Here is a 20150-nt window from a genome sequence, read left to right as displayed (position 1 = left end):
ATAGGTTATAGTGGTTGTTTAAAGGGGGACTTACTTTGCCATTTGAATGGTATTTAGAATATGAAATTCAAAAAAATCGTCCCGGGCTCCTTGGTGATGTTTCATCCTTATTAGGGATGTTATCAATTAACATTATCACCATTAATGGTGTAGATGATTCCCGTCGAGGTTTGTTATTGAAATGTGAAAGTAATGACCAAGTACGAAGACTCGAATCAATCCTAAAAACTATGGATCATATAACTGTTACCAAGTTAAGAGTCCCAAAGCTTCGAGACCGATTAGCAGTTCGCCATGGACGATACATACAGCGAGATGCAGACGATAAAAAAACCTTTCGATTTGTACGAGATGAACTTGGACTATTAGTTGATTTTATGGCAGAATTATATAAACAGGATGGTCATAAACTAATTGGAATCCGTGGAATGCCGAGGGTTGGAAAAACAGAATCGATAGTTGCATCTAGTGTTTGCGCAAATAAAAAATGGTTATTTGTTTCATCTACTTTACTCAAGCAAACAATTCGCAGTCAGTTGATTGCTGATGAATATAGTGAAGATAACGTATTTATTATTGATGGGATCGTATCAACGAGAAGAGGCTCTGAACAACATCTTCAGTTAGTTAGAGAAATAATGAGACTTTCTGCAACAAAAGTAGTGGAACATCCTGATATTTTTGTGCAAAATACAGAATATACATTGGATGACTTTGATTATATAATAGAAATTCGCAATGATCCTGATGAGGAAATTACCTATAAAGATGTTGAAGAACCACAGATGATGTTTGATTCTTCAAGTCTTTCAGGCTTTGACTTTTAAATATGGGGTGTTACGGTTGAGTGAACTAGGAGATCGACTGAAACAAGCAAGAGAAGAAAAAAACATTAGCTTGGACGACCTTCAAGCAATGACGAAAATTCAAAAGCGCTATTTACTTGGTATTGAAGAAGGCAACTATTCCATGATACCTGGTAAATTTTATGTTCGCGCGTTTATTAAGCAATATGCTGAAGCAGTGAATTTAGATCCAGATATGATTTTTGAAGAATTTAAAAACGAAGTTCCAAGTACATATAATGAAGATTTACCTGAACAGCTATCACGAGTAAAAACACATAAAGAACTTCCTAAATCCGCGTCTAAATTTCTCGATATGCTACCTAAATTATTAATTGTCGTAGTTATTGTTATTATTGCGATTGTCTTCTGGCTGTGGAGACAAAATGCAACTGATAGTAATCAAGGTGGCGATACTAATACAGTTGAAAACGAGAACGAATATACAAACAATATCGAAAATACTACATCCACTGATGAGGAAAACGAATCAGTAGAAAAAGAGCAAGAGAATACGACAGCAGAGGAAGAAACTGAACTAGAGCCAGAGAAACCAGTTCAAACACTTTCTGTAAAAGAAGTGAAAGGCAATACTACAACATATGAACTTACGGGTACAGATAAGTTTGAATTAGAGGTAATTGCTAAAGGTAGAACATGGGTAGGTATTAAAAATGGAAAAGGTAAAAGTTTCTTTGGTGCTGAAATTGCAGAAGGGGAGTCAGAAGTATCTGACTTTACAGCTGAATCAGAAATCACAGTAAGGGTTGGGAATGTTCCTGGTACTGATCTAAAAGTCAATGGTGAGCTGTTAAAATTTGAAGATACGAAGACAACACCTCAAAACATTACGATTATTTATAGCAAAGAATAGGGATTGACTCATGTTAATGTGTCAGACACCTCTTCCGCCCTGATGTCGGATTAGGTGTCAGACTTTTATTTTGAGTCGTTCCCTTTTACTATTTGAACGATTGAAAACATTACTTTGAAATGTTTCTCTTTGTAAGGAATTGAAACATTCAGCTTAGCTTTTAATTTTAAAGCTCTCTTAAGCTCACAATTATTTTTGGCACTTTGTTGATTGGAGCGGAATGCGTGAGTCTCCTGCGGGAATGTGAGTCCAAAGGAGACTCATGCAGGTGCAAAGCACCGAGGAGGCTCCTTAGACCGCCCGCAGAAAGCGAACGCATGCAGCGGAAATCAACAACCAAGTTTAACAGAGCTAATTTAAAAAAACACGGAGGAAATCTAACATGAATTTACCTAATAAAATAACGATCTCGAGAATATTACTAATCCCAGTTTTCATGGTGATTATGCTTGCCCCATTCAATTGGGGAGAGCTAACTTTTGGTTCTGAAACAATTTTAGTCACACATTTTGTTGGTGCACTTATATTTATTATTGCATCAACAACAGATTGGGTTGACGGATATTATGCTCGAAAACTTAACCAGGTTACTAATCTCGGGAAATTTTTAGATCCTTTAGCAGACAAGCTACTTGTTTCTGCCGCATTAATTATCCTAGTAGAACTTAAACTTGCACCATCTTGGATGGTCATTCTCATCATTAGTCGTGAGTTCGCAGTAACAGGTCTAAGACTTGTATTAGCAGGGGAAGGTGAGGTTGTTGCAGCGAACATGTTAGGGAAAATTAAAACATGGACACAGATCATAGCCATCTCAGCGCTATTACTTCATAACCTGCCATTTGAATTTATAAATCTTCCATTTGGTATGATAGCCCTATGGGTTGCGACCTTTTTTACAGTAATATCAGGCTGGGACTACTTTAATAAAAACAAGCAGGCCTTTATTAACTCCAAGTGATCTAAAACCCTACAGGAGGAATACATAATGAATATACGTACAGAAATAATTGCTGTTGGCTCTGAATTACTGCTTGGGCAAATCGTAAACAGCAATGCTCAATTTTTATCTAAAGAACTTGCTGAACTTGGAATGAATGTTTATTACCATACTGTAGTTGGTGATAATCCAACTCGACTTGAGCAAGCAATTAAAATTGCTCAGGAACGATCAAACGTTATTATTTTCACTGGAGGGCTTGGGCCTACAAAGGATGATTTAACGAAAGAAACCATCTCTAAATCACTTGGTAAGGAACTTATATTTGATCAGGCTGCGTTAGATAGCATTGAACAATATTTTGTTCAAACGAAACGAATCATGTCTGAAAACAATAAAAAACAAGCACTTGTACTAGATGGTTCATACATATTGAAGAATGATTATGGGATGGCGCCTGGGATGGCCTTAGTGGTTGATCAAACCATCTATATGCTTTTACCAGGTCCCCCGAGTGAAATGAAACCAATGTTCCAAAACTATGGTCGAGATTATTTCCAAAATCAACTTGGTTTTCAGGAAAAGATTATTTCTCGTGTGTTAAGATTCTTTGGTATTGGTGAATCTCAGCTTGAGACAGACATACAAGACATCATTGATGAACAGATAAACCCAACTGTTGCACCATTAGCATCTGAAGGTGAAGTAACTTTACGTTTAACCGCAAAGCATGTAGATGAAGAAGTTGCGAATCAACTATTAAACGAACTTGAACAAAAAATTCATGCCCGTGTTGGTGAATTTCTATACGGTTATGAACAAACAACGCTTGCTCAAGAACTTAAAAACCTGTTAATAGATAAACAGAAAACGGTATCTGCAGCTGAAAGTTTAACAGGTGGAATGTTTTCTGAACAACTAACAGCCTTAGAGGGTTCATCAAAATTTTTTAAAGGTAGCATTATCTGCTATACAAACGAAATGAAGGCACAAATACTAAAGGTGTCAAAGCAAACACTTGATGAAAATGGGGCTGTCAGTGAGCAATGTGCAAAGGAAATGGCAGAGCAAGTACGCAAGATATCAAATAGTGATATCGGTATTAGCTTTACAGGTGTTGCAGGTCCAAAACCACATGAGGGACAACCTGTAGGTACAGTATTTATCGGTATTTCTATGAAGGATAGTGAAACAAAAGTTTATCCGTTTCATTTTGCTGGATCAAGAAAAGGAATTCGTGTGAGAACGGTAAAGTATGGATGTCATTATTTAGTCAAACTTTTATCGGAAATAGAATGATATAATAACCTCTCGTAAACTTCTTAAATGATTACTTACTTGAGAGACTGAAATAGGATCTGATTTTCAGATCCTATTTCATTTATGGGAACATTGATTAATAAATAGATAAAATTAGATTTTATGGCATCATATTACTCTTAATTTCAAAAAACTCTTTAAGGAAAAGTGAAAATTAAGAACGTTTTTCAAAAGAAAACAATCGAATAAATGTTCGATTTTTACTTGGCAAACGATAAAAAAAGCGTTATATTAAATATAGATTCATTTAAAGGAGGAAATTTTGTGAGCGATCGTCAAGCTGCCTTAGATATGGCGTTAAAACAAATAGAGAAGCAATTCGGTAAAGGTTCCATTATGAAATTAGGGGAACAAACAGATAGAAAGATTTTAACATCTCCGAGTGGTTCACTAGCTCTTGATGCGGCATTAGGAGTAGGTGGATACCCTCGTGGTAGAATTATAGAGATATACGGTCCTGAAAGCTCTGGTAAAACGACTGTTGCTCTTCATGCTATTGCTGAAGTTCAGCAACAAGGAGGACAAGCAGCATTTATCGACGCAGAGCACGCACTTGATCCAGTTTATGCACAAAAGTTAGGTGTTAATATAGATGAACTATTATTATCTCAACCTGACACAGGAGAACAGGCACTTGAAATTGCTGAAGCGCTTGTTCGAAGTGGCGCTATAGATATACTAGTTATTGACTCAGTTGCTGCGTTAGTACCAAAAGCTGAAATTGAAGGTGAGATGGGTGATTCACACGTTGGTCTCCAAGCACGTTTAATGTCACAAGCATTGCGAAAACTGTCAGGTGCTATTAATAAATCAAAAACAATTGCTATTTTTATCAACCAAATTCGTGAAAAAATTGGTGTTATGTTTGGTAACCCAGAAACAACACCAGGTGGAAGAGCGTTAAAATTCTATTCATCAGTTCGTCTAGAGGTTCGTCGTGCTGAAACACTTAAACAAGGAAATGATATGGTCGGAAACAAGACCAAAATCAAAATTGTGAAAAACAAAGTTGCTCCACCATTCAAAGTTGCTGAAGTGGACATCATGTACGGTGAAGGGATCTCTAAAGAGGGAGAAATTATCGATTTAGGATCTGATATTGATATTGTTCAAAAAAGTGGTTCTTGGTATTCATATAATGAAGAACGTTTAGGACAAGGTCGTGAAAATGCGAAGCAATTCCTAAAAGAAAACCCAGCTCTTCGTTTAGAAATTCAAGAAAAAATTCGCAAACATTATGGCTTGGATGAAGATGTCATTGCTCCGGATGAGAGCCAAGAGGAATTAGATTTATTAGAGGATTAATTTAAAAAGGGCAGCTTGCCCTTTTTTTGTATGCTCTTTTCTAAGAGATTGTTGCTTTTAAAGCAAAAACTATTCAGGTTGATTGGAGCGAAAGTGCGATACTCCTGTGGGAGCAGTGGGGACAGGTGAGACCCCACAGGCGTTTACGCCGAGAAGGCTAACCGCCTGCCCCGCGGAAAGCGAGCATCTCTCGCTGCAATCAACCACATCTCATTCCTTGGTAATAGCAACAAAGTTTGCGAAATCAGCCTTTCTAAAAGTTTACCTCTACAAAATTTAAAAGAGTAAACGAATCAATAAATAAGTGGGATGAGCATGAAGAAAAGCTAAATCCGGGAAGTCAGAGGTATGGATCATTGCGAAAATATTCTTTCTATTCAATCCTATAAGAGCATAACAGCGTCTTTAGAAAAGTCTTTATATGAAAATAGTATTTTTACCGTTATACAATTCTAATAGAAAAGAAAATGACTAAAGATAACTTGAATACGTATAGAAAGGTATCATATTTGGATATAATCATTATAATTAATTTTATCTAAAAACAATATATTATGACACAATTCTACAAAATTCACTCTAGCTTTCTCAATTTCAAATAGGGTAATCAATCTTTCTAATTGTTTAAGTGGCTACAATCGTTAGAATGACGGGCTTGACAAGAAAATTTCACACATTTACAATTAGGATGTATATTTTACAATTTTGTAGAATGATGATTGAAGCATTTTGAAAGCAAAAATGTTGGTACTTGATTTTGTCTTCCTAAAAAAAATATTGATAAGACGCAAAGTTCAACATGAAAACAAAGCTTTGTGCTGTATGTTGACAACTTAAAATTGAACAATGTACATGCCGACACTTTAATCTAGAAAAAACAAGTTCATAGCAAGAGGAGGTGTAATGATGGACATCGTATCAATAATCATCTCCATTTTGCTTGGCCTAATCGTCGGTGCAGTTGTTGGCTATTTTGTTCGTAAATCCATTGCCGAAGCGAAAATTGCTGGTGCTAATCATGCTGCAGAGCAGATTCTTGAAGATGCAAAGCGTGATGCAGAAGCAACGAAAAAAGAAGCACTTCTTGAAGCAAAGGACGAAATCCACAAGTTGCGAACAGATGCAGAGCAGGAAGTTCGTGAGAGACGAAATGAGCTTCAGAAACAAGAAAATCGCTTATTACAAAAGGAAGAGAATCTTGACCGTAAGGACGAGTCTTTAGATAAACGTGAAGTTATGCTAGAGAAAAAAGAAGATTCTCTGAATGAAAGACAACAGCATATTGAAGAGATGGAAAGCAAAGTGGACGAGATGGTGCGTAAACAGCAAACAGAGCTTGAGCGCATATCTAGCCTTACACGAGATGAAGCAAAGTCGATCATTCTTGAAAAGGTTGAAAAAGAACTTACACATGATACCGCTATAATGATTAAAGATAGCGAAAGTCGTGCCAAGGAAGAGGCTGACAAGAAGGCTAAAGAAATCCTGTCGCTTGCTATTCAACGATGTGCAGCAGATCATGTAGCCGAAACTACCGTATCTGTTGTCAATCTTCCGAATGATGAAATGAAGGGTCGTATTATTGGACGTGAGGGACGTAATATTCGTACATTAGAAACATTAACGGGTATAGATCTAATCATTGACGATACGCCTGAAGCAGTTATTTTATCAGGGTTTGATCCAATCCGTAGGGAAACTGCAAGAATAGCGTTAGACAAGCTTGTTCAGGACGGTCGTATTCACCCTGCACGTATCGAAGAGATGGTTGAGAAGTCTCGACGTGAAGTAGATGAATACATCCGAGAAATTGGAGAACAAACGACATTTGAGGTTGGTGTACATGGACTTCATCCTGATCTAATTAAAATTCTTGGTCGTTTGAAATTCAGAACAAGTTATGGTCAAAACGTATTGAAGCACTCTACTGAGGTTTCATTCTTAGCAGGCCTAATGGCTGCCGAACTTGGTGAAGATGTGTTATTAGCTAAACGAGCAGGGCTCCTGCATGATATTGGTAAAGCAATTGATCATGAAGTGGAAGGAAGTCACGTGGAAATTGGTGTTGAGCTTGCAACAAAGTATAAAGAGCATCCTGTTGTGATTAACAGTATTGCTTCACACCATGGTGATACAGAGCCAACTTCAATCATTGCTGTTATTGTTGCAGCAGCAGATGCATTATCAGCGGCAAGACCTGGTGCACGTAGTGAAACGCTTGAAAATTACATTCGTCGCCTAGAAAAGCTCGAGGAAATCTCTGAATCATATGAAGGTGTTGAAAAGTCGTTTGCGATCCAAGCAGGTCGAGAAGTACGTATTATGGTTAAGCCTGATAGTATTGACGATCTACAGGCTCATCGCTTGGCAAGAGACATCCGAAAAAGAATTGAAGAAGAGCTCGACTATCCTGGTCACATTAAAGTAACTGTTATCCGTGAAACAAGAGCAGTTGAATATGCAAAATAAAGTGGTGCAGAAATGCGCCACTTTATTTTTTATGAAGTTTGTGCAAAACTAAGAAAGATACATAGTAAAAACTTTTTGCAGAATAGCGTTTATAAGGTAGAGGCTCTGTTAAAGCTCACAGTTGATTCTTGCACTTTGTTGATTGGAGCGGAAGGATGAGACTCCTGGGGAGTGCGAGTCCAAGGGAGACTAACACTGGTGCAAAGCACCGAGGTGGCTCCCAGAACGCCCGCGGAAAGCGAACGCCTGCAGCGGGGAAATCAACAACCAACTTTTACAGATCCAAGGAAAAAAATAAAGATTACTTAAATAGAGGGGCTTCAATTATGAAAATATTGTTTGTTGGAGATGTATTTGGTTCACCAGGTCGAGATATGATTAAAGAATATATACCAAAGTTAAAAACAAAATATAACCCACATGTCGTAATTATTAATGGAGAAAATGCTGCACACGGTAAAGGAATTACAGAGAAGATTTATCAGCAATTTATTGAATGTGGTGCACATGTTATTACGATGGGAAATCATACTTGGGATAATCGTGAAATATTTGAGTTTATAGATCATGCTAAAAAGATGATCCGTCCAGCTAATTTTCCAGAAGGAAATCCTGGAAAAGGCATGATCTTTGTAACAATTGGTGGAAAAGAAGTAGCCGTGATTAATTTACAAGGGAGAGCATTTTTGCCGCCATCTGATTGTCCGTTTAAAAAGGCAGATGAGCTTGTTGCAGAAGCTAAAAAACGTACACCAATAATATTTGTTGATTTTCATGGAGAAGCAACTAGTGAGAAGCAAGCGATGGGATGGTATTTAGATGGGAAGGTTTCAGCTGTAGTTGGTACACATACACATGTCCAAACAGCAGATGAACGTATTTTAGATAAAGGGACAGCATACATAACAGATGTCGGTATGACAGGCCCTTATGATGGGATATTAGGTGTAAATCGAGATATGATTCTAAAAAGGTTTCTAACGAGTTTACCTGTACGTCATGATGTTGCAGAAGGTCGTACACAATTAAGTGCAGTTGTCGTTGACATTGATGATAAAACAGGGAATGCCAAAAAAATTGAAAGAGTTCTTATTAACGACGATCATATGTTTTTTGAATAAAGATAGGTTAAAGGAATTAAAGGATAGAACACTATATAATCGAGAGTGTTTTATTTACAAGAGGATTTGTAAATCGCTTACACTGTTAGGGATAGGATTTTTCATAATAATGTGCGAACAAGCAGGAATACTTTCCATTTCTAGTGAATATAGTATCAATGGATGATGAACTAACACTGTTTAGAAGGCAAATGAGGGGAAGCCTTTTAAACAAGATATGCCAATGATTGTTCTAATGAACACTCAAGGATTCATTGAAAATTAAGGGGGAACTAGAAATGGAAATATTAAAAGTTTCAGCAAAGTCTAATCCTAATTCTGTCGCTGGTGCATTAGCTGGGGTTTTAAGAGAACGTGGAAATGCCGAGATCCAAGCAATTGGGGCTGGTGCACTCAATCAAGCTGTAAAAGCTGTAGCGATAGCTAGAGGCTTTGTAGCACCGAGTGGTGTTGATTTAATATGTATTCCTGCTTTTACTGATATTCAAATAGATGGAGAAGAACGAACTGCAATTAAATTAATTGTCGAGCCAAGGTAATGTAAAGGTTACAAGATTAGGAGATATGTCAAATAGGGGTTTGACTCGTAACTTTGAGTCAGACCCTTGTTTTGTTAAAGACTTGTTTTTTGAAGGGGAGAAATCATTGATGAGAGTGTTTGATGCACACTGTGATATGTTATTCAAACTTTGGAGAGATCCGAAAATTGATGTTTTTGAAGACAAAAGCTTACACGTCTCTATTACAAAACTTAAAGCAATGAATAAGGCCATCCAATGCTTTGCAATCTTTGTTCCAGAGGATGTTCCATTTAATAACCGATTATCGGTTGTTCATTCGCAAATCAATATTTTTTTTCAAAAGGTGTTAAAAAGATATCCAGAAATAAAATTAATAAAAACAAAATCTGATATCGACCGCCTCTCGGAAAATGATATAGGTGCTATTTTAACACTAGAAGGCTGTGATGCAATTGGGGATCAGCTTGAACAATTAGAAATTCTTTATCAGTTAGGGGTTCGTTCTGTCGGCTTAACTTGGAATTATGCAAATCTCGTTGCTGATGGTGCAAATGAGAAACGAAATGGTGGTCTTACAAACTTTGGAAGGAATGTGATTAACTATTTAAATGGACAAAGAATTTGGACAGATTTATCTCACACAAGTGAGAGAAGTTTTTGGGAGGCTTTAGAAATAGCTGACTATCCAATTACTTCACATTCCAATGTTCATATGCTTTGTCCACATGTACGTAATTTAAAAGATGAACAAATCCTAGCCTTGTTTAAAAAAAATGGAATGATTGGCGTAACGTTTGTCCCATTCTTTACGACCAATACCCCACAGCCAACCATTTCTGATGTCCTAAAACATGTAGATTATCTTTGTGCCTTAGGCGGAGAAAATCATATAGGATTTGGTTCAGACTTTGATGGGATTGATGAAACGATAATCGGTCTAGAGGATTACTCATGTTATTACAATTTTATCAATCAGTTACTCAACTATTATCCTCAAAAAATAGTAAATAAGCTGGTCTATCAAAACTTTATAGACAACATTTCATATTAAATAAATAAGATTGATAAGCTGTGAAAACTAGACTTTATTTTTCTTATTATTTTGAGTCAAACACTTGTTTTTTTCTAAAGTAGGGTCTACAATTGTAAAAGTTTAGAGTAAATCCAATCAAATAACTCAGTTTAATTGAAATGGCCATAAATCAATTTTTCATAGGCTCCAAGAAGTATAGTAATGAAAATGGACGAGATTATGGTACACTGTTAATTATATTTAAAAACATATAAATTAAAATTTTGTATTCTTTTGAGGGGTGTAAATACATGATAAGTCAACTTTCCTGGAAAGTTGGAGGACAGCAAGGAGAAGGTATTGAAAGTACTGGTGAAGTATTCTCTATTGCATTAAACCGACTAGGCTATTATCTATACGGATATCGTCACTTTTCGTCACGAATCAAAGGTGGACACACGAACAATAAAATTCGTGTAAGTACAACACAGGTTCGTTCAATTTCAGACGATCTTGATATATTAGTAGCTTTTGATCAAGAAACAATCGATGTAAATTTCCATGAGCTACGAGCTGGTGGGATTGTCCTTGCAGATTCAAAATTCAATCCAACCATTTCTGATGAAGCAAATGTTACGCTTTATTCAGTTCCATTTTCAGCAATTGCTACTGAATTAGGTACTTCTTTAATGAAAAATATGGTTGCAATTGGAGCAACAAGTGCAATCCTTGATATAGATCCGAGTGGATACCATGAAGTCGTAAATGACACATATGGCCGCAAAGGAGAAAAGATTGTTGAGAAGAATATGCAAGCAATTGAAAAGGGTGCAGAGTATTTAAAAAATGAACTTGGATTTGATCGCCAAGATATGTACCTTGAAAAAGCTGATGGCAAAAAGCGTATGTTTATGATTGGGAATGATGCGATCGCATTAGGTGCATTAGCTGGTGGTTCACGTTTCATGGCTGCTTACCCAATTACACCTGCTTCAGAAATTATGGAATATTTAATTGATAAACTTCCAAAATTCGGTGGAGCGGTTATCCAAACCGAAGATGAAATTGCAGCTTGTACAATGGCAATTGGTGCAAACTATGCAGGTGCACGTACCTTTACAGCATCAGCAGGTCCTGGCTTATCGTTAATGATGGAAGCAATTGGTCTATCGGGTATAACAGAACAACCTCTTGTTATTGTTGATACACAACGTGGAGGCCCAAGTACTGGTTTACCAACAAAACAAGAACAATCTGACTTAATGGCAATGATTTATGGAACACATGGTGAAATTCCTAAAGTTGTTATGGCTCCAAGTACAGTTCAAGAGGCATTCTACGATACAATAGAAGCATTCAATATTGCCGAAGAATATCAATGCCCTGTCATTTTGTTAACAGACTTACAACTTTCATTAGGAAAACAAACCGTTGAACCGTTAGATTATAGTAACATCGAAATTCGTCGTGGAAAGCTTCAAACAGAAGAATTACCAGAAATAGAGAATAAAGGCTACTTCAAACGCTTTGAAGTAACAAAAGACGGAGTATCACCTCGTGTTATTCCAGGTATGAAAAACGGAATTCACCATGTTACAGGTGTAGAGCATGATGAGACTGGTAAGCCATCTGAGGCTGCAGGAAATCGTATTGATCAGATGGATAAACGATTAAGAAAGCTAAATAGCATTCAGTTCAAAAATCCTGTTCATAAAAATATCAAACATGAAAATCCAGATGTGCTACTTGTTGGTTTCATTTCAACAAGAGGAACAATCGAAGAAGCAATCGTGCGCTTAGAAGCAGATGGTGTTAAGGTAAATCATGCTCAAATTCGCCTAATTCATCCTTTCCCAACTGAGGAAATGCTTCCATTAGTAGAAGCTGCAAAAAAAGTCATTGTTGTTGAAAACAATGCAACTGGACAACTAGCAAGTCTTTTAAAGATGAATGTTGGTCATGCTAACAAAATCTCATCAATATTAAAATATGACGGTAATCCATTCCTACCTCATGAAATTCATACGAGAAGCAAGGAGTTGATCTAAACATGGCAACAACGTTTAAAGATTTCAGAAACAACGTAAAACCAAACTGGTGTCCTGGTTGCGGTGACTTCTCTGTACAAGCTGCTATCCAGCGTGCTGCAGCAAATGTAGGTCTACAGCCAGATAATCTTGCTGTTGTGTCTGGTATCGGATGTTCTGGTCGTATTTCTGGATACATTAATTCGTATGGTTTTCACGGTATTCACGGTCGTTCATTGCCCATTGCACAAGGTGTGAAAATGGCAAATCGAGACTTAACAGTAATCGCATCTGGTGGCGATGGAGACGGCTTTGCGATTGGTATGGGTCACACCATCCATGCTATTCGTCGTAACATCGACATCACGTATATCGTCATGGATAATCAAATTTATGGATTAACAAAAGGTCAAACATCACCACGTAGTGATGCAGGCTTTGTTACAAAAAGTACACCTAAAGGCTCGATTGAATCTGCCTTATCTGTAATGGAAATGGCGTTAACAGCTGGTGCGACATTTGTTGCACAAAGTTTTTCAACTGACCTTAAGGATTTAACAGCATTAATTGAAGCAGGTATTAACCATAAAGGATTCTCACTAATTAACGTTTTTAGCCCTTGTGTAACGTATAACAAGGTCAACACGTATGATTGGTTTAAAGAGAACTTAACAAAGTTAGCTAATGTAGAAGGTTATGATGCTAATAATAAAGAATTAGCAATGCAAACTTTAATGAAGCATAAAGGCTTGGTTACTGGATTAATTTATCAAAATACTGAGCAAAAATCTTATCAAGAACTGATTAATGGTTACAGCGAAACACCGTTATCAGAAGCTGAATTAGCGATTGATGAAGCAGTATTTAATAAACTAGTTGCAGAATTTATGTAATAGTTGATAGTGAAGGACTGATGGGAATGCATCAGTCCTTTTTGTATGTTCAGAATTTAAATGGTAAGGAATTTCGTATAAAGAAAAAATTATTTTGTTCGTAATCAAATGTCCGTTCACAGTAGACATCCTTATTTACATTTTATAATAACGTGTTAAACTATTATTATGTAAGGGTTTTCAACAAAGGGGTGTTCATATTGAACGGAAAAATGAAAGCGGTTATTAAACATCATCGAGGATATGGTGCCCAAATACAAATAGTTGAGATTCCTCAAATAAATGAGGATGAGGTATTAATTAAAGTGAAAGCAACATCAATTTGCGGGACTGATGTTCATATTTATAAGTGGGATGAATGGTCTGAGAGCAGAGTGAATCCTCCATATGTTTTCGGGCATGAGTTTTCTGGAGAGGTGGTAGAAAAAGGCTCAAAGGTAATGAATGTTGATTATGGTGATTCTGTATCAGCTGAAACTCATATTGTTTGTGGAAAATGCTCACAATGTCTAACAGGAAAATCGCATATATGTAAGTATACAAAAATTATTGGTGTTGATACACAAGGATGCTTCGCAGAATATGTTGCCCTACCAGCAGCTAATCTTTGGAAAAATCCAAAAGAAATGCCATATGATGTTGCAGCTATCCAAGAACCGATGGGTAATGCTGTACACACTGTATTATCAGGTGATGTCATCGGTAAAACTGTGGCAATTATCGGTTGTGGACCAATAGGATTGATGGCTGTTGGTGTGGCGAAAGCAGCAGGCGCAGCACAGGTAATTGCCCTTGATATAAATAATTATCGCTTGAATTTAGCGAAGCAAATAGGGGCAACAAGTGTCATAAATTCAATAAATGAAGAGCCACTGCAAGCTGTCAAACAGTTATCAAATGGAGTTGGTGTTGACGTAGTTTGTGAAATGTCAGGACATCCAATTGCCATGAATCAAGGCTTTAAAATGGTCACCAATGGTGGCAGGGTGTCAATTTTGAGTTTACCAGTAAGACCAGTTGAACTAGATGTGACAAATGACATTGTATTTAAAGGAATAACCGTACAAGGGATAACAGGTAGAAAAATGTTTGAAACATGGCAGCAAGTATCTGCATTACTTCACTCGGGGCAAGTTGATGTAAAACCAATCATTACACATCATTTTTCACTCGAAGAATTTGAAAAAGGCTTTGAACTAATGATCAAAGGTAACTGTGGAAAGGTTGTATTACATCCTTAAAAGCCTATAATCGAAGCTCTGCTGATTTTTTTACTAGTTTAATAGGAGGAATGAAAATGAAAGGCTTTGACTATTTACATGCTGAGCTTAATGAAATGAAAAAACAGGGAACATTTCGAACGTTAATTCCATTAGAAAGTGATCAAGGTGCAAAGGTTGTCATAGATGGCAAGGAAGTCATTCAACTTTCTTCAAACAACTATTTAGGGCTAACTTCACATCCTCGTTTACGAAAGGCTGCAATAGAAGCGATTGAGAAATTTGGTGCCGGTACTGGTTCTGTTCGTACAATTGCCGGAACATTAACAATGCATAAGGAATTAGAAGAAAAACTCGCGAAATTCAAGCATACGGAAGCTGCACTAGTGTTTCAATCGGGCTTTACAACAAACCAAGGAGTACTCTCTGCCATCTTAACAAATGAAGACGTTGTCATATCTGATGCTTTAAACCATGCTTCTATTATCGATGGAATTCGATTAACAAAAGCAGCAAGAAAAGTATATAACCATGTTGATATGAAGGATCTGGAAAGAGCACTTAAGGAATCCATTAACTTTAGAGTTCGGGTAATCGTGACTGATGGGGTGTTTTCAATGGATGGAAATATCGCACCACTACCTGAAATCGTAGAATTAGCAGAAAAGTATGATGCGTTAGTGATGGTTGATGATGCACATGCTTCAGGGGTTTTAGGTGAAAATGGTCGCGGAACTGTTAATCACTTTGGTTTAGACGGACGGGTTCACATTCAAGTAGGGACATTAAGTAAAGCGATAGGTGTTTTAGGTGGCTATGTAGCTAGTTCGAAAACGCTTATTGACTATCTGATTCATAAAGGTCGACCGTTTTTATTTAGTACATCACATCCACCAGCTGTGACAGCTGCTTGTAGTGAGGCAATTAATGTGCTATTAGAAGAGTCTGAACTGATTGAACGCTTATGGGAAAATACAAAGTTTTTTAAACAAGGACTAGAGCATTTAGGTTTTAATACAGGAAAAAGTGAAACACCAATCACTCCAGTCATAGTCGGGGATGAAGCACTTTCACATCATTTTTCTGATAAATTATTAGCATATGGAGTATTTGCACAAGGGATTGCCTTCCCTACTGTTGCAAAAGGACTTGCACGTGTGAGAACAATTGTCACCGCAGAACACACAAAAGAAGAGCTTCAAGCTGCTTTAGACATTTTTGAGAAGTCAGGAAAAGAATTAAAGATAATATAAAAAGATCTTACTTTGACAGTACTGATATTTTCAGTGCTGTTATTTTTTACATAAAGATGCTTGTATAAGAAAACTAATTATTCATTTTTATTTCGGTATTTAACATGTAAACATGATTTGGAACTAGCTTAATAGGGGCATACTTATACTCATATAAATATAAACCAGTTTTTGATTGGAGTGTACCTATGAAAGCCGTTACTTATCAAGGTCCTAATAATGTAAAAGTAAAAGAAGTTGAAGATGCAAAGCTGGAAAAAAAGGATGATGTAATTGTCAAAATTACTTCAACAGCAATTTGTGGATCTGATTTACATTTATATCAAGGAAATATGCCATTACCAGAAGGTTACATTATTGGTCACGAGCCAATGGGGATTGTCGAAGAAGTGGGTCCAAATGTGACGAAAGTAAAAAAAGGCGATCGTGTTGTCGTCCCATTTAATGTTTCATGTGGGGAATGTATTTATTGTCAGCATGATATGACAAGTCAATGTGATAATTCTAATCCACATTATGATTCCGGTGGGTATTTTGGTTATACTGAAAAGTTTGGGAATCATCCTGGTGGACAAGCCGAGTATTTAAAGGTTCCTTTTGGGAATTTTACTCCTTTTCTCATTCCTGAAACTTGTGAATTAGAGGATGAATCACTTTTATTTTTATCAGATGTTCTGCCTACTGCATACTGGAGTGTTGAGCATGGCGGAGTCAAACAGGGTGATACTGTTATCGTTTTAGGGTGTGGACCAGTCGGTTTGATGACACAGAAATTTGCCTGGATGAAAGGGGCAAAACGTGTGATTGCCATCGATCACTTAGATTATCGACTAAATCATGCAAAAAAAATGAATAGCGTCGAAGTGTTCAACTTTACTGAATATCCTGATATGGGTGAACATTTAAAAGAGATTACTCAAGGTGGAGCAGATGTTGTGATTGATTGTGTAGGAATGGATGGTAAGAAATCGCCGCTTGAATTTATTGAACAAAAATTAAAGCTACAAGGTGGAACACTTGGACCGATCCAAATTTCAACAAAAGCCGTAAGGAAATATGGAACGGTACAAATCACAGGTGTTTATGGTGCGAATTATAACAATTTTCCACTAGGCGCATTTTTCACTAGAAACATAACATTAAAAATGGGGCAGGCTCCAGTCATTCCAATTATGCCAAAGTTATTTGATATGATTACGAAAAAAGAATTTGATCCTAAGGAAATTATCACTCATAAAACAACACTGGATGAAGCAGATTATGCTTATAAACTATTTAATGACCATCAGGATAATTGTATTAAGATTATTTTAAAACCTTAACATATAACACTTGGACGATCACTCCTCACATATTATTAGAAATAATACAAAAAAAGGGAGTGATTTTTTTTGGCTGTTGTAAAAGCAACTGAAGCTGATGTGAAATTGTTAGCTCGCTTAATGAGAGCAGAAGCAGAAGGTGATGGGCAATTAGGGATGCTGATGGTTGGCAATGTAGGCGTCAACAGAACGCGATCTGGATGTTTAGACTTTAACGATATTAATACGTGATTAGAAGAATGGTTTTTCAACGACCAGGTGGGTTTGAAGCAACGATAAAAGGATATTTTTATCAAGGTGCAAGAGAACTGGATATACGACTCGCCCGTAGAGTTATTAATGGCGAACGTTTCCACCCAGCAAGTTACTCATTATGGTTTTTTAAACCTTCTGGAGCCTGTCCAGCTCAATGGAATAACCAATGGAACTCAGGACGATTCAAGGCTCACTGCTTTTACAAACCAACAGAATCCTCATGTCCGGACGTATATAATACATTTTAAATTCTATTATGAAACGCATCACATAGTTTTGTGGTGCTTTTTCTCGTTGTAATAGGTAAAATGGGGAAAGGTGTATTTCATCAGAATTTATTCTCTGAAAATGATTGTATACAAATGATTTCCTCAATAGGAATTAGATTAAGTCATGTTTTCTACTATTAAACTTTGTTTTCTTACATTTTTCATCTAAAGAAAAATACTGTAAACTAAAAGTAGATTGCAAGGAAAATAGAATGAATTAAAGTGTATGGGTGATTAAAACAATGAAGGTAATTATTGCAGAAAAACCCGATCAAGCTTCAACTCTGTGTGCGCAATTTCAGAGAGTGAAGAGAGATGGCTATTTCGAAGTGAAGCCAAATGAACTCTTTCCAAATGGTGCCTATTGTACGTGGGCAATTGGCCATTTAACTCAATTAAGTGCACCTGAAGCTTATAAGTCGGAGTGGAAAAAATGGTCATTAACGATGTTGCCGATCATTCCTGATAAGTTTAAATATGAAGTCACAAAGTCAAAAGCAAAACAATTTAATATTGTCAAACAACTTTTAAAAGATCCAGCAGTTAATGAAATCATCCATGCTGGAGATGCCGGTCGTGAAGGTGAGCTTATCATACGTAATATCATTCACCTATCTGGTATAAAGAAGCCTTTAAAAAGATTATGGATTTCATCACTAACTCCGGCTTCTATCTTTGAAGGTTTTCGCCAATTACTTGATGATGAAAAAACGAAAAATCTATATTTTGAAGCTTATTCTCGTGCTTGTGCTGATTGGTTAGTAGGCATGAATGCTTCTAGGGTCTATTCGCTTTTATTAAAAGAAAAAGGGATGAATGACGTTTTTTCAGCTGGTAGAGTTCAAACACCAACACTCGCATTAATCGTTAAAAGAGAAAAGGAAATTGATGCATTTAAGTCTGAGCCATTTTGGGAAATTGTTGCAACGTTCCAAATAAACGGTAAGAAATATCAAGGGAAATGGCAAAAGGATCAACAAACAAGAGTAATGGATGTTGAGCTTGCAAACAGGATGGCAGCATTTTGTAAAGATAAGCCCGCTGAAATAAAAGAACTAATAACCGAGCGCAAGGAATATCAACCACCGCTTCTTTTCAATTTGTCATCACTTCAAGCAACAGCAAATAAGGCATTTAAATTTTCGCCAAAAAAGACGTTAGACATTGTTCAATCACTCTATCAAAAAGGGATTGTTTCTTATCCTCGTAGTGATTCAACCTATGTAACAAAAGGGGAAGCAGAGCTATTTTCAGAAATTTTAAAGAAATTAAGTGCCTTTGATGACTTTAAGAATTTGTTTCCGTTACCAAATCCATCTATCATAAATAATTCTCGATACGTAAATGAAAAAAAGGTAACAGATCACTATGCAATCATCCCAACTGAACAGGTAAAGGATCCAAAAAGACTATCTGCTGACGAACAAAAAATGTATGACATGATTGTTAGAAGGCTAATTGCCGCCCACTATGAAAGTGCGATTTTTGATTACTCAACATTAACAACCCTTGTTGATGGGCGTGCAGAATTTATAACCAAGGGAAAACAACAAATTCAAGAGGGCTGGCGCAAAGTCATTTTTCAATCTGACAAAGAAAAAGATCAACTTCTCCCTAATGTTTCGAAAGGTGATTCTGGACATGTTCATAAGGTTGAAACAAAGGAAGGAAAAACTCAGCCGCCGAAGCGATATACAGAAGGCCAGTTAATAACTTTAATGAAGACAGCAGGGAAATATTTAGATAATGATGAATTAGAAAAGGTCTTAAGCAAAGTAGAAGGGTTGGGCACCGAAGCGACGAGAGCAGGTATTATCACAATGTTGAAGGACAGAAAGTACATTGATATTAAAAAGAACCAAGTGTATGCGACAGATAAAGGAAAAGTGCTAATTGCGGCAATTGGTGATCACATTTTAGCTTCACCAGAAATGACAGCCAAATGGGAGCAACGGCTATCAGAAATAGGTGAAGGGCAAGCATCACCATCTGTTTTTATGGAACAAACAAAAAAGCTGTCTACAAAGATTGTATCTGATGCAATAACAGTTGCACCTAATTGGAGCTTCGAAGGATTAAAAGTAGACTCAATCCAGCGAACTTCTTCCCGGTACACAATAGGCAAAAAGGTTGGAAAATGTAAGCTGTGTGATGGTGATATTGTCGATAAAGGTGAATTTTATGGATGTACAAACTACAAAACAAACAAATGTACCTTCACCATTTCTAAAAAAATATTAGGGAAAAAAATCTCTCAGACTAATATTCAAAAGCTATTAAATGAGGGTAACTCTAATTTAATTAAGGGATTTAAAAAGGGAGAAAAAACGTTTGATGCGAAATTAGAGTGGAAAGAAGGCAAAATTCAATTTCTTTTTGAAGGAAGTGCATCCAAAAACTAGATTCGCATTTTATTGAAAAATCATGTACAATTTTCAACAGTATGGTTAAATAATTGTGTTACACAACTATAATCGATATACTATTAAGTTGTATGTTTCTAT

General features: G+C 36.6%; 15 protein-coding genes and 1 pseudogene. All 16 read left to right on the top strand.

Annotated features, from left to right (window positions below):
* Window positions 1-35 precede the first annotated feature (35 nt).
* The 16 genes and pseudogenes from I7822_RS01400 (at window position 36) to I7822_RS01325 (ending at window position 20048) form a co-directional block, all read left to right on the top strand.
* A complete protein-coding gene (locus I7822_RS01400) occupies window positions 36-827 on the top strand; it encodes a DUF3388 domain-containing protein (RefSeq protein WP_207974999.1) in 792 nt (263 codons plus the stop codon).
* A gap of 16 nt (window positions 828-843) precedes the next feature.
* Window positions 844-1719, top strand: a complete 876-nt coding sequence (locus I7822_RS01395) for a helix-turn-helix domain-containing protein (protein ID WP_207974998.1) — start codon at window positions 844-846, stop codon at window positions 1717-1719.
* Between the two features lie 382 nt (window positions 1720-2101).
* A complete protein-coding gene (pgsA, locus tag I7822_RS01390) occupies window positions 2102-2680 on the top strand; it encodes a CDP-diacylglycerol--glycerol-3-phosphate 3-phosphatidyltransferase (RefSeq protein WP_207974997.1) in 579 nt (192 codons plus the stop codon).
* 27 nt (window positions 2681-2707) lie between these two features.
* Window positions 2708-3958 carry a competence/damage-inducible protein A gene (locus I7822_RS01385; RefSeq protein WP_243459191.1) on the top strand — a complete coding sequence of 417 codons (1251 nt, stop codon included), beginning with the start codon at window positions 2708-2710 and terminating at the stop codon, window positions 3956-3958.
* A 285-nt stretch (window positions 3959-4243) separates the two neighbouring features.
* Window positions 4244-5284 carry a recombinase RecA gene (recA, locus tag I7822_RS01380; RefSeq protein WP_066337578.1) on the top strand — a complete coding sequence of 347 codons (1041 nt, stop codon included), beginning with the start codon at window positions 4244-4246 and terminating at the stop codon, window positions 5282-5284.
* Between the two features lie 906 nt (window positions 5285-6190).
* Window positions 6191-7753, top strand: coding sequence for a ribonuclease Y (rny, locus tag I7822_RS01375; protein WP_066337576.1), 1563 nt, complete (start codon window positions 6191-6193; stop codon window positions 7751-7753).
* Between the two features lie 326 nt (window positions 7754-8079).
* Window positions 8080-8874, top strand: a complete 795-nt coding sequence (ymdB, locus tag I7822_RS01370; protein ID WP_207974996.1) for a 2',3'-cyclic-nucleotide 2'-phosphodiesterase — start codon at window positions 8080-8082, stop codon at window positions 8872-8874.
* 278 nt (window positions 8875-9152) lie between these two features.
* Complete coding sequence (spoVS, locus tag I7822_RS01365) at window positions 9153-9413, top strand: stage V sporulation protein SpoVS (RefSeq protein ID WP_066231967.1); 261 nt, start codon at window positions 9153-9155, stop codon at window positions 9411-9413.
* Between the two features lie 109 nt (window positions 9414-9522).
* Window positions 9523-10446 (top strand): dipeptidase, encoded by a 924-nt coding sequence (locus tag I7822_RS01360; RefSeq protein WP_207975230.1) that lies wholly within the window; start codon window positions 9523-9525, stop codon window positions 10444-10446.
* Window positions 10447-10718: 272 nt separating this feature from the next.
* Window positions 10719-12455: a 2-oxoacid:acceptor oxidoreductase subunit alpha gene (locus I7822_RS01355; protein ID WP_207974995.1), complete on the top strand. Its 1737-nt coding sequence runs from the start codon at window positions 10719-10721 to the stop codon at window positions 12453-12455.
* A gap of 2 nt (window positions 12456-12457) precedes the next feature.
* Window positions 12458-13327, top strand: coding sequence for a 2-oxoacid:ferredoxin oxidoreductase subunit beta (locus I7822_RS01350; protein WP_207974994.1), 870 nt, complete (start codon window positions 12458-12460; stop codon window positions 13325-13327).
* A 200-nt stretch (window positions 13328-13527) separates the two neighbouring features.
* The gene (gene tdh / locus I7822_RS01345) at window positions 13528-14568 is read left to right on the top strand and encodes an L-threonine 3-dehydrogenase (RefSeq protein WP_207974993.1); all 1041 of its coding nucleotides are present in this window, start codon (window positions 13528-13530) and stop codon (window positions 14566-14568) included.
* Window positions 14569-14624: 56 nt separating this feature from the next.
* Window positions 14625-15800 (top strand): glycine C-acetyltransferase, encoded by a 1176-nt coding sequence (locus I7822_RS01340; protein WP_207974992.1) that lies wholly within the window; start codon window positions 14625-14627, stop codon window positions 15798-15800.
* Between the two features lie 188 nt (window positions 15801-15988).
* Entirely contained in the window at window positions 15989-17122 is a 1134-nt protein-coding gene (locus tag I7822_RS01335) for a zinc-dependent alcohol dehydrogenase (RefSeq protein WP_207974991.1), read from the top strand.
* 69 nt (window positions 17123-17191) lie between these two features.
* Window positions 17192-17625: pseudogene (locus I7822_RS01330) on the top strand (cell wall hydrolase).
* 263 nt (window positions 17626-17888) lie between these two features.
* Window positions 17889-20048 carry a DNA topoisomerase III gene (locus I7822_RS01325; RefSeq protein ID WP_207974990.1) on the top strand — a complete coding sequence of 720 codons (2160 nt, stop codon included), beginning with the start codon at window positions 17889-17891 and terminating at the stop codon, window positions 20046-20048.
* Window positions 20049-20150 lie beyond the last annotated feature (102 nt).

The organism is Metabacillus bambusae (assembly GCF_017497975.1).
Classification (GTDB): Bacteria; Bacillota; Bacilli; order Bacillales; family Bacillaceae; genus Metabacillus; species Metabacillus bambusae.
The sequence above is the reverse complement of the archived record's forward strand: the minus strand, read 5'-3'. Positions and strand labels throughout refer to the sequence as shown.

What these genes read in the sequence shown, in the direction of transcription:
- I7822_RS01335 (WP_207974991.1), top strand. Translation starts at nt 15,989, where the DNA reads ATGAAAGCCGTTACTTATCAAGGTCCTAATAATGTAAAAGTAAAAGAA.
- I7822_RS01325 (WP_207974990.1), top strand. Translation starts at nt 17,889, where the DNA reads ATGAAGGTAATTATTGCAGAAAAACCCGATCAAGCTTCAACTCTGTGT.
- ymdB (WP_207974996.1), top strand. Translation starts at nt 8,080, where the DNA reads ATGAAAATATTGTTTGTTGGAGATGTATTTGGTTCACCAGGTCGAGAT.
- I7822_RS01350 (WP_207974994.1), top strand. Translation starts at nt 12,458, where the DNA reads ATGGCAACAACGTTTAAAGATTTCAGAAACAACGTAAAACCAAACTGG.
- I7822_RS01340 (WP_207974992.1), top strand. Translation starts at nt 14,625, where the DNA reads ATGAAAGGCTTTGACTATTTACATGCTGAGCTTAATGAAATGAAAAAA.
- I7822_RS01385 (WP_243459191.1), top strand. Translation starts at nt 2,708, where the DNA reads ATGAATATACGTACAGAAATAATTGCTGTTGGCTCTGAATTACTGCTT.
- I7822_RS01360 (WP_207975230.1), top strand. Translation starts at nt 9,523, where the DNA reads ATGAGAGTGTTTGATGCACACTGTGATATGTTATTCAAACTTTGGAGA.
- spoVS (WP_066231967.1), top strand. Translation starts at nt 9,153, where the DNA reads ATGGAAATATTAAAAGTTTCAGCAAAGTCTAATCCTAATTCTGTCGCT.
- pgsA (WP_207974997.1), top strand. Translation starts at nt 2,102, where the DNA reads ATGAATTTACCTAATAAAATAACGATCTCGAGAATATTACTAATCCCA.
- rny (WP_066337576.1), top strand. Translation starts at nt 6,191, where the DNA reads ATGGACATCGTATCAATAATCATCTCCATTTTGCTTGGCCTAATCGTC.
- I7822_RS01355 (WP_207974995.1), top strand. Translation starts at nt 10,719, where the DNA reads ATGATAAGTCAACTTTCCTGGAAAGTTGGAGGACAGCAAGGAGAAGGT.